The sequence below is a fragment of the Paraglaciecola sp. QJM3NY_14 genome (assembly GCF_056173245.1).
The window spans coordinates 1662816-1678242 of sequence record NZ_CM149664.1 but is presented as its reverse complement, the minus strand read 5'-3'; the positions used below and the strand labels follow the sequence as shown (position 1 = coordinate 1678242).

Annotated in this window: 17 protein-coding genes; 5 read left to right on the top strand and 12 right to left on the bottom strand. The window is 42.8% G+C overall.

The window, feature by feature from the left end; translation table 11 throughout:
* The first annotated feature begins 86 nt into the window (after positions 1-86).
* On the top strand, positions 87-3203 hold the full coding sequence (locus tag AC0VYA_RS07150) for an FG-GAP-like repeat-containing protein (RefSeq protein ID WP_475490533.1): 3117 nt from the start codon (positions 87-89) through the stop codon (positions 3201-3203).
* A gap of 123 nt (positions 3204-3326) precedes the next feature.
* Here the strand turns inward: AC0VYA_RS07150 and map are convergent, their stop codons facing one another.
* From map to cls, 5 genes are all read right to left on the bottom strand, one after another.
* Positions 3327-4103, bottom strand: a complete 777-nt coding sequence (gene map, locus AC0VYA_RS07145; RefSeq protein ID WP_475490532.1) for a type I methionyl aminopeptidase — start codon at positions 4101-4103, stop codon at positions 3327-3329.
* A gap of 1 nt (position 4104) precedes the next feature.
* On the bottom strand, positions 4105-4311 hold the full coding sequence (locus AC0VYA_RS07140) for a ParD-like family protein (protein ID WP_011574309.1): 207 nt from the start codon (positions 4309-4311) through the stop codon (positions 4105-4107).
* A gap of 475 nt (positions 4312-4786) precedes the next feature.
* Entirely contained in the window at positions 4787-5218 is a 432-nt protein-coding gene (locus AC0VYA_RS07135) for a universal stress protein (protein ID WP_475490531.1), read from the bottom strand.
* A 198-nt stretch (positions 5219-5416) separates the two neighbouring features.
* Positions 5417-6190, bottom strand: coding sequence for an endonuclease/exonuclease/phosphatase family protein (locus AC0VYA_RS07130; RefSeq protein WP_475490530.1), 774 nt, complete (start codon positions 6188-6190; stop codon positions 5417-5419).
* Between the two features lie 58 nt (positions 6191-6248).
* Positions 6249-7703 carry a cardiolipin synthase gene (gene cls / locus AC0VYA_RS07125; protein WP_475490529.1) on the bottom strand — a complete coding sequence of 485 codons (1455 nt, stop codon included), beginning with the start codon at positions 7701-7703 and terminating at the stop codon, positions 6249-6251.
* 48 nt (positions 7704-7751) lie between these two features.
* Between cls and AC0VYA_RS07120 the strand changes: the two genes are divergently transcribed.
* A complete protein-coding gene (locus AC0VYA_RS07120; protein ID WP_475490528.1) occupies positions 7752-8210 on the top strand; it encodes a hypothetical protein in 459 nt (152 codons plus the stop codon).
* 285 nt (positions 8211-8495) lie between these two features.
* Here AC0VYA_RS07120 and AC0VYA_RS07115 read toward each other — a convergent pair whose 3' ends face one another.
* Together AC0VYA_RS07115 and AC0VYA_RS07110 are read right to left on the bottom strand one after the other, a co-directional pair.
* On the bottom strand, positions 8496-8801 hold the full coding sequence (locus AC0VYA_RS07115; protein WP_473479537.1) for a hypothetical protein: 306 nt from the start codon (positions 8799-8801) through the stop codon (positions 8496-8498).
* Between the two features lie 180 nt (positions 8802-8981).
* Entirely contained in the window at positions 8982-9944 is a 963-nt protein-coding gene (locus AC0VYA_RS07110; protein ID WP_473479535.1) for a serine aminopeptidase domain-containing protein, read from the bottom strand.
* A 217-nt stretch (positions 9945-10161) separates the two neighbouring features.
* On the opposite strand from AC0VYA_RS07110, the gene AC0VYA_RS07105 reads away from it, so the two are divergent.
* From AC0VYA_RS07105 to AC0VYA_RS07095, 3 genes are all read left to right on the top strand, one after another.
* Positions 10162-10611 carry a MarR family winged helix-turn-helix transcriptional regulator gene (locus AC0VYA_RS07105; protein WP_011574302.1) on the top strand — a complete coding sequence of 150 codons (450 nt, stop codon included), beginning with the start codon at positions 10162-10164 and terminating at the stop codon, positions 10609-10611.
* 39 nt (positions 10612-10650) lie between these two features.
* Positions 10651-11412, top strand: a complete 762-nt coding sequence (locus AC0VYA_RS07100) for an enoyl-CoA hydratase (protein ID WP_475490527.1) — start codon at positions 10651-10653, stop codon at positions 11410-11412.
* Positions 11413-11548: 136 nt separating this feature from the next.
* A complete protein-coding gene (locus tag AC0VYA_RS07095; protein WP_475490526.1) occupies positions 11549-11947 on the top strand; it encodes an ACT domain-containing protein in 399 nt (132 codons plus the stop codon).
* Positions 11948-11990: 43 nt separating this feature from the next.
* Here the strand turns inward: AC0VYA_RS07095 and AC0VYA_RS07090 are convergent, their stop codons facing one another.
* The 5 genes from AC0VYA_RS07090 to AC0VYA_RS07070 all read right to left on the bottom strand — a co-directional run bounded on the left by AC0VYA_RS07090 (position 11991) and on the right by AC0VYA_RS07070 (position 15294).
* The gene (locus AC0VYA_RS07090; RefSeq protein ID WP_475490525.1) at positions 11991-13145 is read right to left on the bottom strand and encodes an HDOD domain-containing protein; all 1155 of its coding nucleotides are present in this window, start codon (positions 13143-13145) and stop codon (positions 11991-11993) included.
* A gap of 430 nt (positions 13146-13575) precedes the next feature.
* Positions 13576-13791, bottom strand: coding sequence for a hypothetical protein (locus AC0VYA_RS07085; RefSeq protein WP_475490524.1), 216 nt, complete (start codon positions 13789-13791; stop codon positions 13576-13578).
* A gap of 174 nt (positions 13792-13965) precedes the next feature.
* Positions 13966-14352 carry a VOC family protein gene (locus tag AC0VYA_RS07080; protein ID WP_473479525.1) on the bottom strand — a complete coding sequence of 129 codons (387 nt, stop codon included), beginning with the start codon at positions 14350-14352 and terminating at the stop codon, positions 13966-13968.
* 128 nt (positions 14353-14480) lie between these two features.
* Entirely contained in the window at positions 14481-14699 is a 219-nt protein-coding gene (locus AC0VYA_RS07075; protein WP_011574297.1) for a DUF6500 family protein, read from the bottom strand.
* A gap of 160 nt (positions 14700-14859) precedes the next feature.
* Entirely contained in the window at positions 14860-15294 is a 435-nt protein-coding gene (locus AC0VYA_RS07070; RefSeq protein WP_475490523.1) for an OsmC family protein, read from the bottom strand.
* Between the last annotated feature and the right edge of the window lie 133 nt (positions 15295-15427).

Genomic DNA, 15427 nt, shown 5'->3' with positions numbered 1-15427 from the left:
AAAGTCAAGCATGGGCTTTGCCGTTAATTCATTCCCTTTTGCCTATCACCTCAAATACGGGTGCGTGCACGATTACAGGTATCAACATGAACAACGAGCAATTCAAAAAGTATCTTTCACTCAGCATCTTTGTTGTGCTGCTGCAATTTGGCTTAACCGCCTGCGGTGAGCCCAGCGAAAGCTTCTCCAATATCAGTGTCACTCCATCCTCCCCTGTTAACTTCGATTATGACGTAAATGGTAGTAAGACCAAGAAGTTAACCTTCGAAATTGACAACCCTGGGCAGTCGGCCAACATCTCTTTACTAGCGAATAATCAGGTGTTAATTGACAATCTCAATGTGCCGCAATTCGGCATACAAACCATCAATGTAGTGGTGCAATTTCAAGCGCTGGGCAAGACGAATTTACAATTCAGAACGATCAACTCGCCCGTTACGATAAAAATGCTCACAATAGAGGACGTCACGAATTTACCACTCCCCCACTTCAAGGATATTTCCGTTCAAGCAGGGTTAGATAAAGTAAGCTCGATTAAATACGGCGGGCCTTCTGTAGCTGATATAGACCAAGACGGCGATTACGATTTTATCGTTAATAACCACAACGCTGAAACCAGTAAAATTTACTGGAATAATGGTGATGGCACCGTTACAAAACACAAAAACGACCTATCCCGCTGGTTTATGCAAGACCTCCACGGCACCGCATTGGGTGACTATGATAACGACGGCGACCTTGATTTGCTGCTCAGCCGAGGTGGTGGCAATGGAACGAATCCATCGGTGTCTTACTTCTATCGTAACAACGACAGTAACTTTGTGCGTTATACGGGCGATGTCGGCATTGATCGTGGCGCGCGTGGTCGCGGTGCCAGATTTATCGATATGGATTTAGACGGCGATTTAGACCTTATGTTGGTTAACGAAACGGGGTTGGCTAATCAAACGCCTCAACACTTTTTTTATGAAAACGACGGCGAAGATGGCTTCACCTACAAGTCGGTTGCGGGTATCAAAGATGTGAGATCGTCGCGCACATTAGTCACCGACCTTAACGGCGATAATATCGATGACATCGTTATGTACGGGCCCCTCTCAGTGTGGCAAGGTAACGGCGACTTTACTTACACAGACATCAGCGACAGCATTCCAAATATTGTCCGTGAACTAAGCGGTGTGATGGCCATCACTGACATAGACATCGATAACGACGGTGACCTAGACTTATACTTGGCTCGCGGTAAGGAATTTGAGCATGGTAAGGGCGAATCTCCGTCGGTTGACTTTGACCCTATAGCTAGAACATTCTCTTTGAAAACCCGTGGTTATAAAGGAATCGATGAGTTTAGTTTCACCGCAAGCGGGCCGCTAAAATGGCACAACTATCACTTCTTAGGCCAAAATGGCTTTAGAGGTAAAGACTACCCAATCTATTTAGGAAAAAGCAAAGCCCCAATGAATGTGCCCTCTGGCGGCACGTTTGCATTTGATAAAACCATGGCCCAAGGCTGGCCAGACGATATATCCACCAATGGCGTGTATTTTGGACATATGGGCGACAACAAATGGCGCGCTGCCCTCGTCCGTAACGGCGATATATTCTGGTCTTATTTCTTCACCTTATCCGGCGTCGAAAAGGCCAAACCTCACTTCGAGCCCGAAAACCGTAATATTCAGGACGTGCTACTTGAAAACAAAGACGGGCAATTTGTCGACGTGTCCGACCAATGGAATATTCCCAAAGGTGGAAACGCCTTAGGTGTGACTACAGGCGACTTTAATAACGATGGCCATCAAGACTTGTTCGTTTATCGCTGGGGATTAGTGGAAGAGCGCATTTCAGATTTAATGCTGCTCAATACGGGTGGAGGCGCGTTTGAAACCGTCACCATGCATGGCGCCAGTGACTTGGGCGGCCCAGGGTTTGGCGATATGGGCCAAGCCTTTGATTTCGATTTAGATGGCAATTTAGACATACTCAGCGGCAGTGAATACGGTCAGTGGTATTTGTACAACAATCAACCCGTAAGCAAAAACCACTATGCGTTGGTCAGAGTCGGATATTCCCCAAACAAGCATATTGACGCCCTTGGGGCACACGTCACCGTACAGACGCCATCGACGACCTACAGCAAACGCATAGGCTCAGCAGGTGAAGTGTTTTCACAAAGTTTGCTTAACATCGCGCATTTCGGTTTGGGCAATGAGCAGATTATAAAACGCATTGAAGTGCGCTGGCGTAACGGCGAAACGGCAACATTCACCAACAAGCAAGCGGATAGTATTTTCGATACTAACAAACTTGATGTTACTGCTCTGGCAATCAATACAGTGGATTTAGCACCACGCCAAGGGGACAAAATTCAACTAACCTCCGCCCTATCCCCTGTCAATGCGCGCCAAGACGTACAATGGCAGTCAAGTCATCCCGCCGTTGCTAATATCAGTTCAACAGGATTGCTAAGCGTAACGGGTAAAGCGGGCGAAACGACAACTATCACCGCCACCAGCCCAAATAAAAATGAGGTCTTTGACACGGCTAAGGTGACGATCTCTGATTGGTACAACAAACCGATCAAATCCCTCAAATTAATCACTACGAAAAAGAACGTAGTGGTTGGCAATAGCATAAAACTGATCGCCAAGCTGAGCCCTGTACACCCAGACAACGGCCAAATCACTTGGGTCAGTTCAGCGCCGAAAATAGCCTCCGTCGACAACCAAGGTAATTTACACGCATTAGCGCCAGGTAACGTCACTGTGACGGCAAAGGCCAATGCAAACTCAGGCATTCAAGATTCCCTACAGTTTATTATTGAACCCAATATTAAGCCGTTTGTGAAAATTGATAATTTAGCGCAATTAACCAGCCAGTCCATACATGCCGGCGACACCTTTGAGGTTAACGTTAATTACCACGCAGGAACGGGGCAAACCGTGATAGCGGCTGATGAAGGCGGACTTAGGGTGTGGCTGCGACACTTTAATAAACAATGGTTCCCCATTGAAGACAGAATAGAAACGGATAAATCCACACTGTACACAGGATCAGGCAGCTCAACCGCTACCCTATCAACTACAGGCTTAGTGCCCACTGATAAGCTACCTGAAGGTCAGTTTTATTCAATCGTGGTGAGCTTTACCAACAGCAACGGCAAAACATTTGAAGATAGTATCGAAGAGTTTATTCTAGTCGAGTGATACAGTCTAAGCCAGCAGCAGGGCTGTACTCGAAAGCCCTGCTAGAGTGGTTACCAAGCACTATGATACCCAAATGGTGACCCAGTACTTCCCTTGGATAGCTTATTGATGAGTACATTTAAGCTAAATCAGATTTGCTTCTTCTTGTCGAAGCGTTAGAACGTCGAAACCCGTTTGCGTCACCAAGATCGTGTGCTCCCACTGAGCAGAAAGTTTTTTATCAGCAGTAATCACTGTCCAACCATCTTTTTTAGTCTTTGTTTTTGCCTTACCCTGATTAATCATCGGCTCTATGGTAAATGTCATCCCGGCTTGCAAAGTTAGCCCTGTTCCTGCCTGACCGAAGTGAAGAACTTGTGGGTCTTCATGCATTTCTCGGCCTATGCCATGACCACAAAACTCTTTGACAACAGAGTAACCATTGCTTTGTGCTACGGTTTGTATCGCAGCACCAATATCACCTAATGTTGCACCCGGCTTCACTTTTTTAATACCTGCCCACATGGCTTCGTAAGTGGTTTTGACAAGACGCTTGGCGAGTGGACTTGCGTCGCTCATGACATACATTTTGCTGGAGTCTGCAATAAAACCATTTTTCTCGAGAGTGATGTCTAAATTAACAATATCTCGCGACTTTAGCTTGTAGCTATCGCGCGGAACCCCATGACAAATGACTTCGTTTACGGATGAATTTAATGCAAATTGATAACCGTATTGACCAACACTTGCAGGCCTTGCATTTAATGTATTACGAATGAAATTATCGACGTGATTATTGATCTCTAGCGTAGAGATCCCTTCTTGTACAAAGCCATCTAACATATGGAATACTTCAGCCAAGAGTTTTCCTGACGCTCGCATCAACTCAGTTTCTTTTGCCGTTTTAATGTTGACTTGCATACTATTTGACAACTTTTAAGGCAGTGTCAGCGTTGGCATTTTCCAGTTCTTTAACAATAAGTTCTGAGAACGTTAACGTGGGATTTAACTCCGCTAGTCGCCCCATTTTTATCCAAAATTCAGCTTGCGCATTGATAGAACGAGACATGACTTGACAGCTTTTTCGCACTTCATCGTGAACTTCGTCAGATATTTTTATAATTCCCATGACATACCATTTGCATATAAAACATATATGGATCGTATACTTTAAAATTTTGTTTTGCAAAATAATATAGCTGTTCGTTAATTGCAAAAGGAATGATTTGCACTGTGTTTGTCAGCAGAGCGTACCCTTTACAAATGACAGAAAGTAGATACAAAGTGAATTTAAGGACACTATAACAACTAGGTTTCACCGAGACTATTGGGGGATTGTCGCTGTAACTGACGTAAAACCTGAACGACCTTGTACATGACTATTAAGTGGCGTCGGGCATTCAGTCATCTTTTTACTTTTAATTTACTATGCTTTCACCAAAGCGTTACCGCATTAGGCGCTCAGTCTTCGACTATGAGGTGCTATCACAGCCTGATATCAACTCTGGTCAATTTAAAAATTAGAATTGAGTCAGGCATAGGCCACACATTTAACAAACATACTTATTTAAACGCGCTTACTTAAACGCATCGATTTAACGCATTTATTTGATTACGAGTACTGGGCAGTTCGCTTTTTTAACGATCGCGCCGGCAACATTATCATGCAAAAAATGAGACATGCCGGTTCTTCCGTGGCTGGCGATAACCACCATGCCAATATCACCGCTGTTGGTTTCAGCCAAGATTTCATCGACCGCATCTCCGTGTCGGATAATCGTCTCAATCTTTAAACTCGTATCTAACTGACTTAATAAATCATGCATTTTGGTTGCGGCAGCATCTTCCATATTCTTAGCTAATTCAGAGGGAGTGATCGTAAGGATCATGTAATTCTCATTTCCTGAAGGCTGCTCAATGACATGCAAAATACGGATACCCACTCGATATAAATTTGCCATTTCAACGACGTACTGCAAAGCATGTGACGAAGTATCGGAAAAATCCGTAGGCCATAAAATAGCGCGTGATCGCATATTACTCTCCTAGACAATGTAAAGGGTGTTGGTGGAATAACGCTACGAGCCTCATCCGAACAGACTCGCCTCTGTCGCAAAGACTTAAGTATAGTCAGCGCCCAATGACAATTTAGTGACCAGAATCAATTCAACCACACTCTAAATACCCCTTTCGTTGAATCGGTTGGTATACATTCAAATAGAATTAACACTAGCTTACTTTGCAGACGTTGAATTTAACGTATGCAACGTCAAGCTGATTGGATAATGATCAGAAGAGTGAATATTCGTATGCACGTGAGCGTTAACAACCTCTAATCCGCGAAAATAGATATGGTCAAGGTGCTGAAACAAATGATTGAACCTTGGCTTACGATCCATCCTCACTTCGTCTAACGAAAACGATTTTGCTAACTGATTAAAGTAACGTAATCTTTTGCCATTCCACGTGTTGAAGTCACCCGCTAACAATATGGGTCCATCATGATTTTCCAGCATGTGGAATACTTGGTGCAAGTGCATAGTGAACTTATCAAAAGAGACAAAATTAATAAGGTGGGAGTTTACTACGAGTAGCGACTGCCCTAATGTGGGCAATGGATAGACCGTTGCTAACAACATTTTTTTTGTCTGAGAAACAGGTTCGCTAGGCTTCGATACCGAAAAGTAATGTTGCTGAGCCGCAACAGTCGACCCCGTCTTAACGCCCGTTTCAACATTCGTTTTCACGTTTTTGAAACTACGCGCCATCATCCATTGATGCTGTAGCGACTTTTTGAAGTCGACATCATAAGGTGAATTTAATACCGCTTCTTGTAAGAGGATTAAATCTTTGTCACTAGAAAGAGATTTGAAATCTTCTAACCAGCCCTTTTTTTTGCATTTGAACACATTCCACAGCAAAAGCTCAATGTTCGGCCCCATAACTGGGTTGGGTGCATGCCCCATTATTTTCACAGACTCCAATGGGCTATAACGACTCTTAAGCATGACTTTATCGGCCTCTAGCAAACAAGATTATAGAAAGGTCTGGTGCCCAATAACTCTATCAAAGATAGGGTGAAAATAACCGGAACAAATTGTTACGAGTCTTCTTATAAAAGGGTAGATTGCTAATTTCCTGCTGCGTAACCGGTAGCGAGTTTTGTTTTTTAGAAAGAAAAAACGCTCTCAATTTGGCGTTAAGTTGCCTATCAAAACACTCTAAATTAATTTCAAAATTAAATTCTAAACTTCTGGCATCCCAGTTAGTCGAGCCGACAAATGACCAGATGTCATCGATAACAACAATTTTACTGTGGTCAAATGGCCTATTATTTTTATACATTTTTATACCGTGCTTAATTATGCGCGAGAAATTTGCTTCCATCACCCAATCCACAAAAGGAATGTTGCTGTGTCTAGGCACGATTATCTCCACTGATACACCACGTAGGGCCGCAGCGTGTAAAGACGTCATTAGGGTTTGGTCTGGTATAAAATAAGGGGTCATAATTTTCACACTTGTTTGAGCGCAAACGAGTGCGTTAATCAAAGTCCAACGTATTTTATTGTGGTCTTCATCGGGACCATCTTGAATGGCCCGAGCAATAACCGATTTATTACTTGTTTTGGTCATCGTGGTTTGTACGAACGAAGGAAATTCAATTAATTCTCCGGTCGCAAAAAACCAATCTTCTACAAATACCTGACTAATTTGATCTATCACCGGACCGGTTACTTTAAAGTGGATATCATCAATCGGGTGTTCAGCCGATTTAACCTCATTATTTTTACTTATATTCATTCCACCGACATAGGCTACTTCACCATCCACACAAAGTATTTTTCGATGATTCCGTAAGTTAATAAAGCGAATAGTCGTAAGCGAAATGGCAGGTAAAAAACGAGCCGTTTTCACCCCGAGCTTCTTTAAGGCTCGGTCTGATTTATGCCAGCTGTATCCAATGCCTACACCGTCCAATAATACGTTTACGATGACCCCTCTTTGATGCGCATCGGACAGGGCATCTACAAATTGTCGTCCAAGTGAGTCGCAGTCAAATATGTAACTCGATAAAACGATATAGCGATGAGCCGCATGAATAGATTGGAGCATTTCTGGGTAAGCCATATCACCGTTAACCAATGGCTCAACACTATTATCTGAAACGTAGTTAACAGGATGAATGGTATGCCCCGCAATGACTGCCGGATGCCAGTGCGCCGGAATATGAGATATTTTATTGGGTTGTTCTGGGGCGCGAAAATCCTGCTTAAGTGTTTGAGGGTGTTTTTTCTGCGCTGAGCGCTTAATACGATTTATCCCAAACAGCCAATAAAATAGACTGCCTATAACGGGCGAAAAAATCACTAATCCAATCCACGCTAACGATGTACGTTCATTTTCTTTGAACATAAGTACATGTAACGATGACATAATGGACAAGCCAATATGCAAAACAACTATGATGGTTACCCAATGGATGTAAACCCATTGGGTCCATTGTTCAACTATTTGCATAAAACCCTACTCAAATAATGCTTATGTAAATCAATTTCGGAAATCTAAGTGCTGACAGAATATTACACCATAGCGACAACCTATTTAACGGATACATTTGGCCCAAATTTTATATTTTTGACCATTTTGCCAACGTCGGCGGTTTCTATTGGTTACTTCATATTGATGAGCTACATCATTACAAACATGGATAAACGATACTTTATCCGCAGAAAAAACAAAGATAAAAATGCTGTTATCATCCCTAACCGAACGCCGAGCAAAAGCAGCTTAATATTCATCATTGAAATGGTAAAAGTTCTCTTTGGGATAGCTTTACTAGTGTGTGGGATTATTATGTTAGTTTTGCCCGGTCAAGGCTTAATAACCATGTTGATAGGGTTAAGCCTGATACCCTTCCCAGGTAAAAACAAACTCGAACAGAATCTACTATCAAGACAGTCGGTGAGATCTTCCTTGAATTGGATCCGAGCTAAGGCGAATAAAGAACCCTTTATTTTCGATTGAATGCCCGTCCAATGTTCGAATAGAACAAAAGCATAAAATGGTTGTGGTTAACGTTTTTGACTCAGGTAAGGGAGACCACAGTGCAGCAAAAATACTCAGCAAAGGCTAACATTGCTTAGCTGGTTGACTTTATGGCTACAGGGCATTTGATTAGTGTCATGAACCACATATGGCTCTTGAGAGTGTTTTGAAATGAATAAGGGGTCCCCACTGAGCCTTTGACTGCGGCGAAGCAAGTGTGAATATTTTGAAGAGGAGTAGCTTGCTTAATACAGACTTAGCACGCTATTTGTTTAGAGTGCCAAAGGGTCTAAAACTGGCTTTAAAGCTCCAAATAAAAAAGGGCAAGGTGAGCATCACACCTGCAACGACCATCATGACACCAGCATAAGGGCCGTCAATGGTTTCAGGTAAAACGCCTTGCTGATGAAACTGCTGCCGCAACCCCGTCAACATAACAAGCACGCCTAATACGTCCATTGCAATTAACACAACTAATAAGTTCGAGTGATAACGCACCTTCACTGTTTGTTTTTTCAGATTAGGCTTATCGTTGTTTGCAACGCTAGGAAGAGGGAATAATGACGCCATGAATTCTCACAAAAGTATTTATATTACTATTTAACAATTATGTAACAGTTGACCTCTGTTTTCTGCAATAAGTTCACTCTTGCGTATGAAAAGGCTGAATGTACGGTAAAAACCTTACCCTAGCGTGTAATACTCTGCGAGCAACTGGTTGAACAGTTATAATGACGCGCTTCTTTCGCGTTAACTCAGCAATAAAGGCCTGAATACCTTTTCCCACATGTTTTGGTAACGTCCCTTATGCCAACCAATATGCCCTATTCTTTTGTGACCAACATCTTTAGGCGCGACAGTGTGTCGGGTGATATTTGCAGCGCTGAACTGATCATGCAACATATCGATATTCTTCAAAGACATCATTTCATCATCACTGAACGCAATTGCGCAAATAGGTAAGCTCACATTGGCGAAGCGCTCCTTAAGCCACAGCCCTTCGTTCTCAACCGCATACCCCTCTTTGAGGCACCAACGTCGCCATTGCATCATTACGCCCTTGGGCAGGTTGCACATGATGTTTAGCTTATCCCCAGGGAAGTAGCCCAAAGTCGGCACTGTCAGTGGCACTAGAAAATACCATAAGAACCACGCAACACGCTTAGTGGGGGGCGAATTGTACCACCACGTTCCTGTGCCAGTACCAACTGTAATCGCCCGGCTGATCGGGCCAGTGTTAGGCATCATGCCCAGCATGTGACCGCCTACACTGTGACCAATCCAAATACACTCGAGACCGCTGAAGTGCCTCTCAACAAAATTAAGTACTGCGGGACAATCATTATTCGCCCACCCTAACAAGTCACTATTGCAATGCTTTACATGGCGGTCAATAGACGAACCAATGCCATCATAATCAAATGTCACAACATGAAAGCCTAAGCTGGTTAGCCATATCGCGAAATCCTGATAAAGATGCTGCGCTACGCCCGTCGCGGCCGCAACCACGCAAATACCTTTTACAGGTTTTAGCTGACTCTTAAAAACTTTCAGCACCACCGAATGACCAGCACCTGTAACGATGACATGCTCAATGCTTGACCCGCTAGATGAAGCTTCATCCGTGATGGAAGACTCGTTTCTGCTATTCAATTCGGCCGCTATATCACTAGATGTTGCAACACCTGCTAAAGATTGCGTTGAATTATTCATGACTAGCCTCTTGGTTGTTGATTGAGTCAATGCGTTTAGGTTCTGATGCTCAATAACCAGATAAGAGCACTATTTATTTCGTATGTAAAATAATTTATTTCTAACATTAAATAAAAGGGTTTTAGATTACTGAATAACGAGCAAAAATAGACCAAAGCGTTGCGTTATAAATATTTATTTCGTACATTAAATAAATAGATAATGAAAATGATACACAATGAAAAAGCAACTTAAGATATTTCACTTGCTGCAGTTAGCGCATGGTGCGCTTTTTAAAGCCGCGGATAAAAAACTCAAAAGCGAGCTGCACGTCAGCACGACTCAATTAGCTGTGCTTTTCACATTATCTAAACAGGATAACGCGCCGATCACAGCCATCGCTGATTCGCTCAACATGAGCTACTCCAGCTTATCAGGCGTGATTGACAGAATGACCAAAGCAGCACTGGTTACCCGCCAACAGGGGACAACTGATGCTAGGGTACAAAATGTTATCTTATTGGCCAAAGGACGTGATCTTGCACAGCGCTCCGCTTCAAAGGTACGCAATATAAATCATGCCCTGCTGGAACATTTCACCTTAGATGAGCAAGAAACCATTGCGCGGTTTCTAATGCACGTCACGCAAAATGCAGAAAACATAGTCAGTGAAAAAGAACCGTTTTAGTGACTTGCATCAACCCAACCCCATTGCCGGAGTCTCATCATGTCAAAGAGCCTTAATGTTTCCCTAAATAACCGAGTTCTTTCGTTAACCATAAATCGTCCTGAGCTAAAAAATGCGCTCAATCGTGAACTGTATGCGGCCCTAGCGGATGAGCTAGAGCGAAGCAACCATGACGACCAGATCCGCGCTGTTCTATTAACCGCTAACGGCGATACCTTCACTGCGGGTAATGATTTAGATGATTTCATTAACCCAGTTGAAGAGAGTGGCACCCCTTCGGTCATTCGATTTTTAAAGGCTATCTCAGAATGTGAACCCCCTATTGTGGTCGCGGTGAATGGCCCTGCCATCGGGGTTGGCCTTACCATGTTGCTACATTGCGATATGGTGTATGCCAGCAAAAGTGCACGCTTTCGCGCCCCCTTTACCCATGTAGGTTTAATACCTGAAGCCGCATCCAGCTTGTTGCTCCCCCTTGCGGTGGGTCAAGCATGGGCAAATGATTTAATGCTTGCAGGTCGCATACTTGATGCTAGAGAAGCATTGAGTGCGGGACTTGTTACACGCGTATTCGAGGATGACGTCTTAGTCGCTGAAAGTCTAAAAATAGCAGAGCAAGTCGCCAGTTTAGCGCCTAATTCAGTTAAGCAATCAAAGCGCTTAATTCGTGGCGTAAACAAAGAGGTAGTTCAGGCGCAAATGAAACGTGAAGGTGTCATATTTGCCGAGCAACTAGCCTCTGCCGAGTTTAAAGAATCCGTCGCGGCATTTTTTGAAAAGCGAGCCCCTCACTTTGCTTAAGGTGGAAAAAAAACAAGACAATAAGCGTCTTCACGGGTGGCGCTACCGCCCTTTAACACATGCAGCCTATTCAGGTAAGATGCTCACCTCGTCAGTATTAGCACTGTATTAAATCTCAATGAAAGCAGGAAACAACATGTCAGGCATTACACAGTTAGATGAATTACTTAAATCGATGTCGCCATTTTTGCAAGACGGCGAGTATGCCTTTTGCACAGTAGACGGTAAGGTAGCTGATTATGCACATTTGGATCCGGTGTGCTTTTTTCAAGAATCGGAAGGCTTAACACTAATTTTACTAGCCGAAAATGCCAAACAGGCGAAAATTCCTTTTGACGGCACCTATAGACAAATTACCCTCACGGTACATTCTAGTCTAGAGGCTGTGGGATTGACCGCAGCAGTAGCAGCAAAATTAACCGAATACGACATCAGTGCAAACGTGGTTGCGGCCTATTATCACGATCACATTTATGTGCCCAGTGGCAAGGCTGAACTGGCTATGAATGCATTGAAAGAATTTAATATGAGCTAAGCGCTGAAGAGCTTTCTTAGTTCCTAGTCATGCTCACGCCCCGTCAAGTTATGCAGGATGAACTTGCTTCGTCTGAGTATATATTGAGTATTTCACGTAACAGTAACTTGGCGTCATCCCGAAGTTTAGTATTACTGACTAATGACTCAAACTCGGCGGGTTGAATATGCCCATCTTGGTATGACAAGCTTATCTCGCTGATCAAATTAGCTTCAAATAATATCGCCGTCATGGGGTCGAGATCATCCACGTTCGTAACGTCTTCCACCTGCCCTTGCACTACATCAATAATCACACTGGGCATATTCCAGATTTTCATTAACTCTACGCTGAGCAGCATCGATTTCTCACTGAGAAATTTCTTAAACACCAACGAGTCTTGTTTGAAATCCGGGTCGATCATTTTAAACGCCTCGACCATAAACTGAAAAATAACAACTTTACCCAAATCGTGCATCAGACCAATGGTATAAGCGGCGTCGGCATTTTGTTTACGCCTCGCCGCGAGTGTTTTGGCCACAATGGCTACATCTTGGCTATGTAGCCAAATTTTCTCGCCGAAGGTTTTAAAATAAATAGGCTTTTGCTGACATAAGTTTTTAATGAAGCGATTAAGCACGAACTCTTTTATGTCATTTGCCCCCATAAACATAAAAGCCTGCTGCAAGTTAGTAATGTCTTTGTCACCGCGTTTATAAGCCGGACTATTGGCTTTTTTCATCAATTCAGTCGCAATGCTTGGCTCTTGTTCAACGACCTTGATAAATGACTGCAAATTAAAATCAGGATTATTTAGCAAATTGGTTAGTGAAATAACCGATTGCGGTAACACTGGAAAATGGGTTAGTACGCTATCGGGAGATTTTAGCGCATGATTTACCCGCGTTAAAATGTATTGCTCGATGGGGTTCAATGTGGTGCTAGTTTGTGAAGGCCCAAGCAAGTAATCGTAGAATAAGAAATCAAGACGATTTAATGAGGCGACACTGATGTTGACCGTGCGAGTTGGTATAGGTATGTCGTAAGATTCGACAGTATTATCGCTCGTTTTCTCAGTTGAATTTGCAAGTTTACGTGTGTTGTTTTGCTGAGGGTTAGCCGCAGTATTTACGGTGTTATTAGAAACACCTTTATCATTATCGGCAGCGTTACTAGCACGACTGCGCTTAAAAAGACGGGAGATGAGTTTCTCAAACATATTTCAAAAAATTCCAACTGACCAAACAAAAACGAATTACAGTACTGAAGACTTCTAATCATGACTTTCAGCAACATGTCCAGAAACTAACCACCCTGCATTAGTCTGCCGTCTACAAAACTGATTATAGGTTAAAGTTTATAAAATTATTCTCCTATTATATTTTAAATTTAGTTTTTTCCCCCTGTTTAGTAGTTGATTTATATAATGTTACGGCGATATTCCCCATTCCTAATACTTTAGTGTGATAGGAAAATATTTACGCACTATTTAATCCACTGACTCGTCGCTTTATCTTTTCAAAATCAGATTAACTTGATCATTTTCACCGCGATTCGTGTGGAGCAGATAGGCCCATCACTCTGGGTTAGCTATATTGATTATCGCTCTACCCAGTTCATACTATTCATCGGTAAACGACAGCCGTCGATTAGTTTCTACGCCAAACGCAATACAGTTCAATATCCTGCTTTAATGTCCGTAAATCCGATAATTGCCCCTCTTCAACCGCTTCATCAAGTTCAAGTTTGGCCGCTTCACAGCGTTCACCAAACTGCTGTTTAACAACATCCTGATCACTTTTAGATGCAGCGCACCCACTTAAACCCAAGACTAACGCACTTCCCCATAACACAGCGTGACGCATATAAATCCTTAGTTGCTATTTTTCGATTGAGTATTTTTAGTGGTGTTTTACTAAAGGTAAAATGAGTTATCAAATTTGTCTTATTTAGACACAACCCAGGTAATGATAGAACTTGTAGACAACCCTATAGGCTTTTAGTGCCCTAGGAGGTTCCACTGGATGAAGCACACAGTGTTAATGGCCGTTAGGGGGCTGCCATAACTCCACTTTATTGCCTTCTGGGTCGATAACCCACGCAAAAATACCGTATTCAGACTCTTCAATATTATCTAGCACTTCACAGCCTTCTGCTTTTAGTACTTTGACTAAATCGTGCAGCGCTTCCACCCGATAATTGATCATAAAGGGCGCGTTACTTGGTGCAAAAGCCCCTTCAGTTGCTGAGCTGATACACCAAACAGTCGAGCCTTTAGCGGCTTGGCCATTTGCATCACACCATGAAAATGAGGAGCCGCCCCAGTCCTGAACATCTATCCCGAGGTGACGTTTGTACCATGCACGTAATGTAGGTGCATCTTTGGCTTTGAAAAACACCCCACCAATCCCAGTGACTCGTTGCATTATTATTCCCTCCCAATGTCGCTGCTCAACAAAGGATAAACCAATAAGAATCAACTTACAGAAACAAAGTGAAACGCTGTTATCTGCTATGACGTGAGTACACCGAGCGGTGTTAATTTATCTCTAAATTAAACGTTGTTTAGCACCATGTCTTTGATCTTATGAGCTTTCTCAAAATGATCTAATTTGTGAGTTTCAATCCACCACGTGGCTGCTTCCATCAGTAATGCAGGATCGTCGTTCTTATTCGCAAAGAAAGCGTAAAATGACAAACCAACGTTATCGCCCTTGCTGGCTATTTTTTTGTCACAAACCGTGACGATCTTAGCGCGCAATTCCGCCCTCATACTCTGATAAGCCCTCGTTAATTTTTATTAATGATGAATAAATTTTATGTCTTATACCAACGCCACTAAATAATCAGCCACTTAGGGAAGATTCAATGGAATTGGTATTAGCTACCAAATTGACATAACCAATACATCGAAAGTCAGTCAGACATCAAACTTACTGTACAACAACGTCACACTCTAAACTCATTTCGCACGAAATTGAATTACTGATCAAGCACGCTTCGTCGGCTTTATTGAGCAGTTTTTCAGCTTTTTCAATACTTTCAGTTTTGGGGATCGATAACTGCACTGTAGTTCGTACTTGGGTAAAAAACGTTTTCCCCTGCACTCGGTCGAGGGTGCCTTGAGATTCACATTTTATGTCTTGCCATTCGAACTTAGACGCTCTAGCAATTGCCCTAAACGAGAGCACAAAACAATTGGCGATAGCGGCCATAAATAAATCCTCTGGTGACCATTTGTCACCATCACCGCCAAATTGTGAGGGCGGCGCGACGGTAATATTCGGAAGATTGTCACAATATGCCGTTAAAGCACCTGATGAATCACCTTTGGCGGTGACTGAGTACTGATGAGGCAGTGTTTGCATTGCTATTTCTCCTTAGAGATTGATGACTAGACATACTAATTAGAATACCTGCTTGTCTCTTGATGTTACTTTCATATACGTTTTCTACTAACTATGCAGGGATTGGAAAACGTTGGATATCTGCAGCTGTACG

What these genes read in the sequence shown, in the direction of transcription:
- AC0VYA_RS07115 (WP_473479537.1), bottom strand. Translation starts at nt 8,801, where the DNA reads ATGGCGTCATTATTCCCTCTTCCTAGCGTTGCAAACAACGATAAGCCT.
- cls (WP_475490529.1), bottom strand. Translation starts at nt 7,703, where the DNA reads ATGCAAATAGTTGAACAATGGACCCAATGGGTTTACATCCATTGGGTA.
- AC0VYA_RS07140 (WP_011574309.1), bottom strand. Translation starts at nt 4,311, where the DNA reads ATGGGAATTATAAAAATATCTGACGAAGTTCACGATGAAGTGCGAAAA.
- AC0VYA_RS07080 (WP_473479525.1), bottom strand. Translation starts at nt 14,352, where the DNA reads ATGCAACGAGTCACTGGGATTGGTGGGGTGTTTTTCAAAGCCAAAGAT.
- map (WP_475490532.1), bottom strand. Translation starts at nt 4,103, where the DNA reads ATGCAAGTCAACATTAAAACGGCAAAAGAAACTGAGTTGATGCGAGCG.
- AC0VYA_RS07090 (WP_475490525.1), bottom strand. Translation starts at nt 13,145, where the DNA reads ATGTTTGAGAAACTCATCTCCCGTCTTTTTAAGCGCAGTCGTGCTAGT.
- AC0VYA_RS07150 (WP_475490533.1), top strand. Translation starts at nt 87, where the DNA reads ATGAACAACGAGCAATTCAAAAAGTATCTTTCACTCAGCATCTTTGTT.
- AC0VYA_RS07135 (WP_475490531.1), bottom strand. Translation starts at nt 5,218, where the DNA reads ATGCGATCACGCGCTATTTTATGGCCTACGGATTTTTCCGATACTTCG.
- AC0VYA_RS07110 (WP_473479535.1), bottom strand. Translation starts at nt 9,944, where the DNA reads ATGAATAATTCAACGCAATCTTTAGCAGGTGTTGCAACATCTAGTGAT.
- AC0VYA_RS07130 (WP_475490530.1), bottom strand. Translation starts at nt 6,190, where the DNA reads ATGCTTAAGAGTCGTTATAGCCCATTGGAGTCTGTGAAAATAATGGGG.
- AC0VYA_RS07085 (WP_475490524.1), bottom strand. Translation starts at nt 13,791, where the DNA reads ATGCGTCACGCTGTGTTATGGGGAAGTGCGTTAGTCTTGGGTTTAAGT.
- AC0VYA_RS07105 (WP_011574302.1), top strand. Translation starts at nt 10,162, where the DNA reads ATGAAAAAGCAACTTAAGATATTTCACTTGCTGCAGTTAGCGCATGGT.
- AC0VYA_RS07095 (WP_475490526.1), top strand. Translation starts at nt 11,549, where the DNA reads ATGTCAGGCATTACACAGTTAGATGAATTACTTAAATCGATGTCGCCA.
- AC0VYA_RS07070 (WP_475490523.1), bottom strand. Translation starts at nt 15,294, where the DNA reads ATGCAAACACTGCCTCATCAGTACTCAGTCACCGCCAAAGGTGATTCA.
- AC0VYA_RS07075 (WP_011574297.1), bottom strand. Translation starts at nt 14,699, where the DNA reads ATGAGGGCGGAATTGCGCGCTAAGATCGTCACGGTTTGTGACAAAAAA.
- AC0VYA_RS07100 (WP_475490527.1), top strand. Translation starts at nt 10,651, where the DNA reads ATGTCAAAGAGCCTTAATGTTTCCCTAAATAACCGAGTTCTTTCGTTA.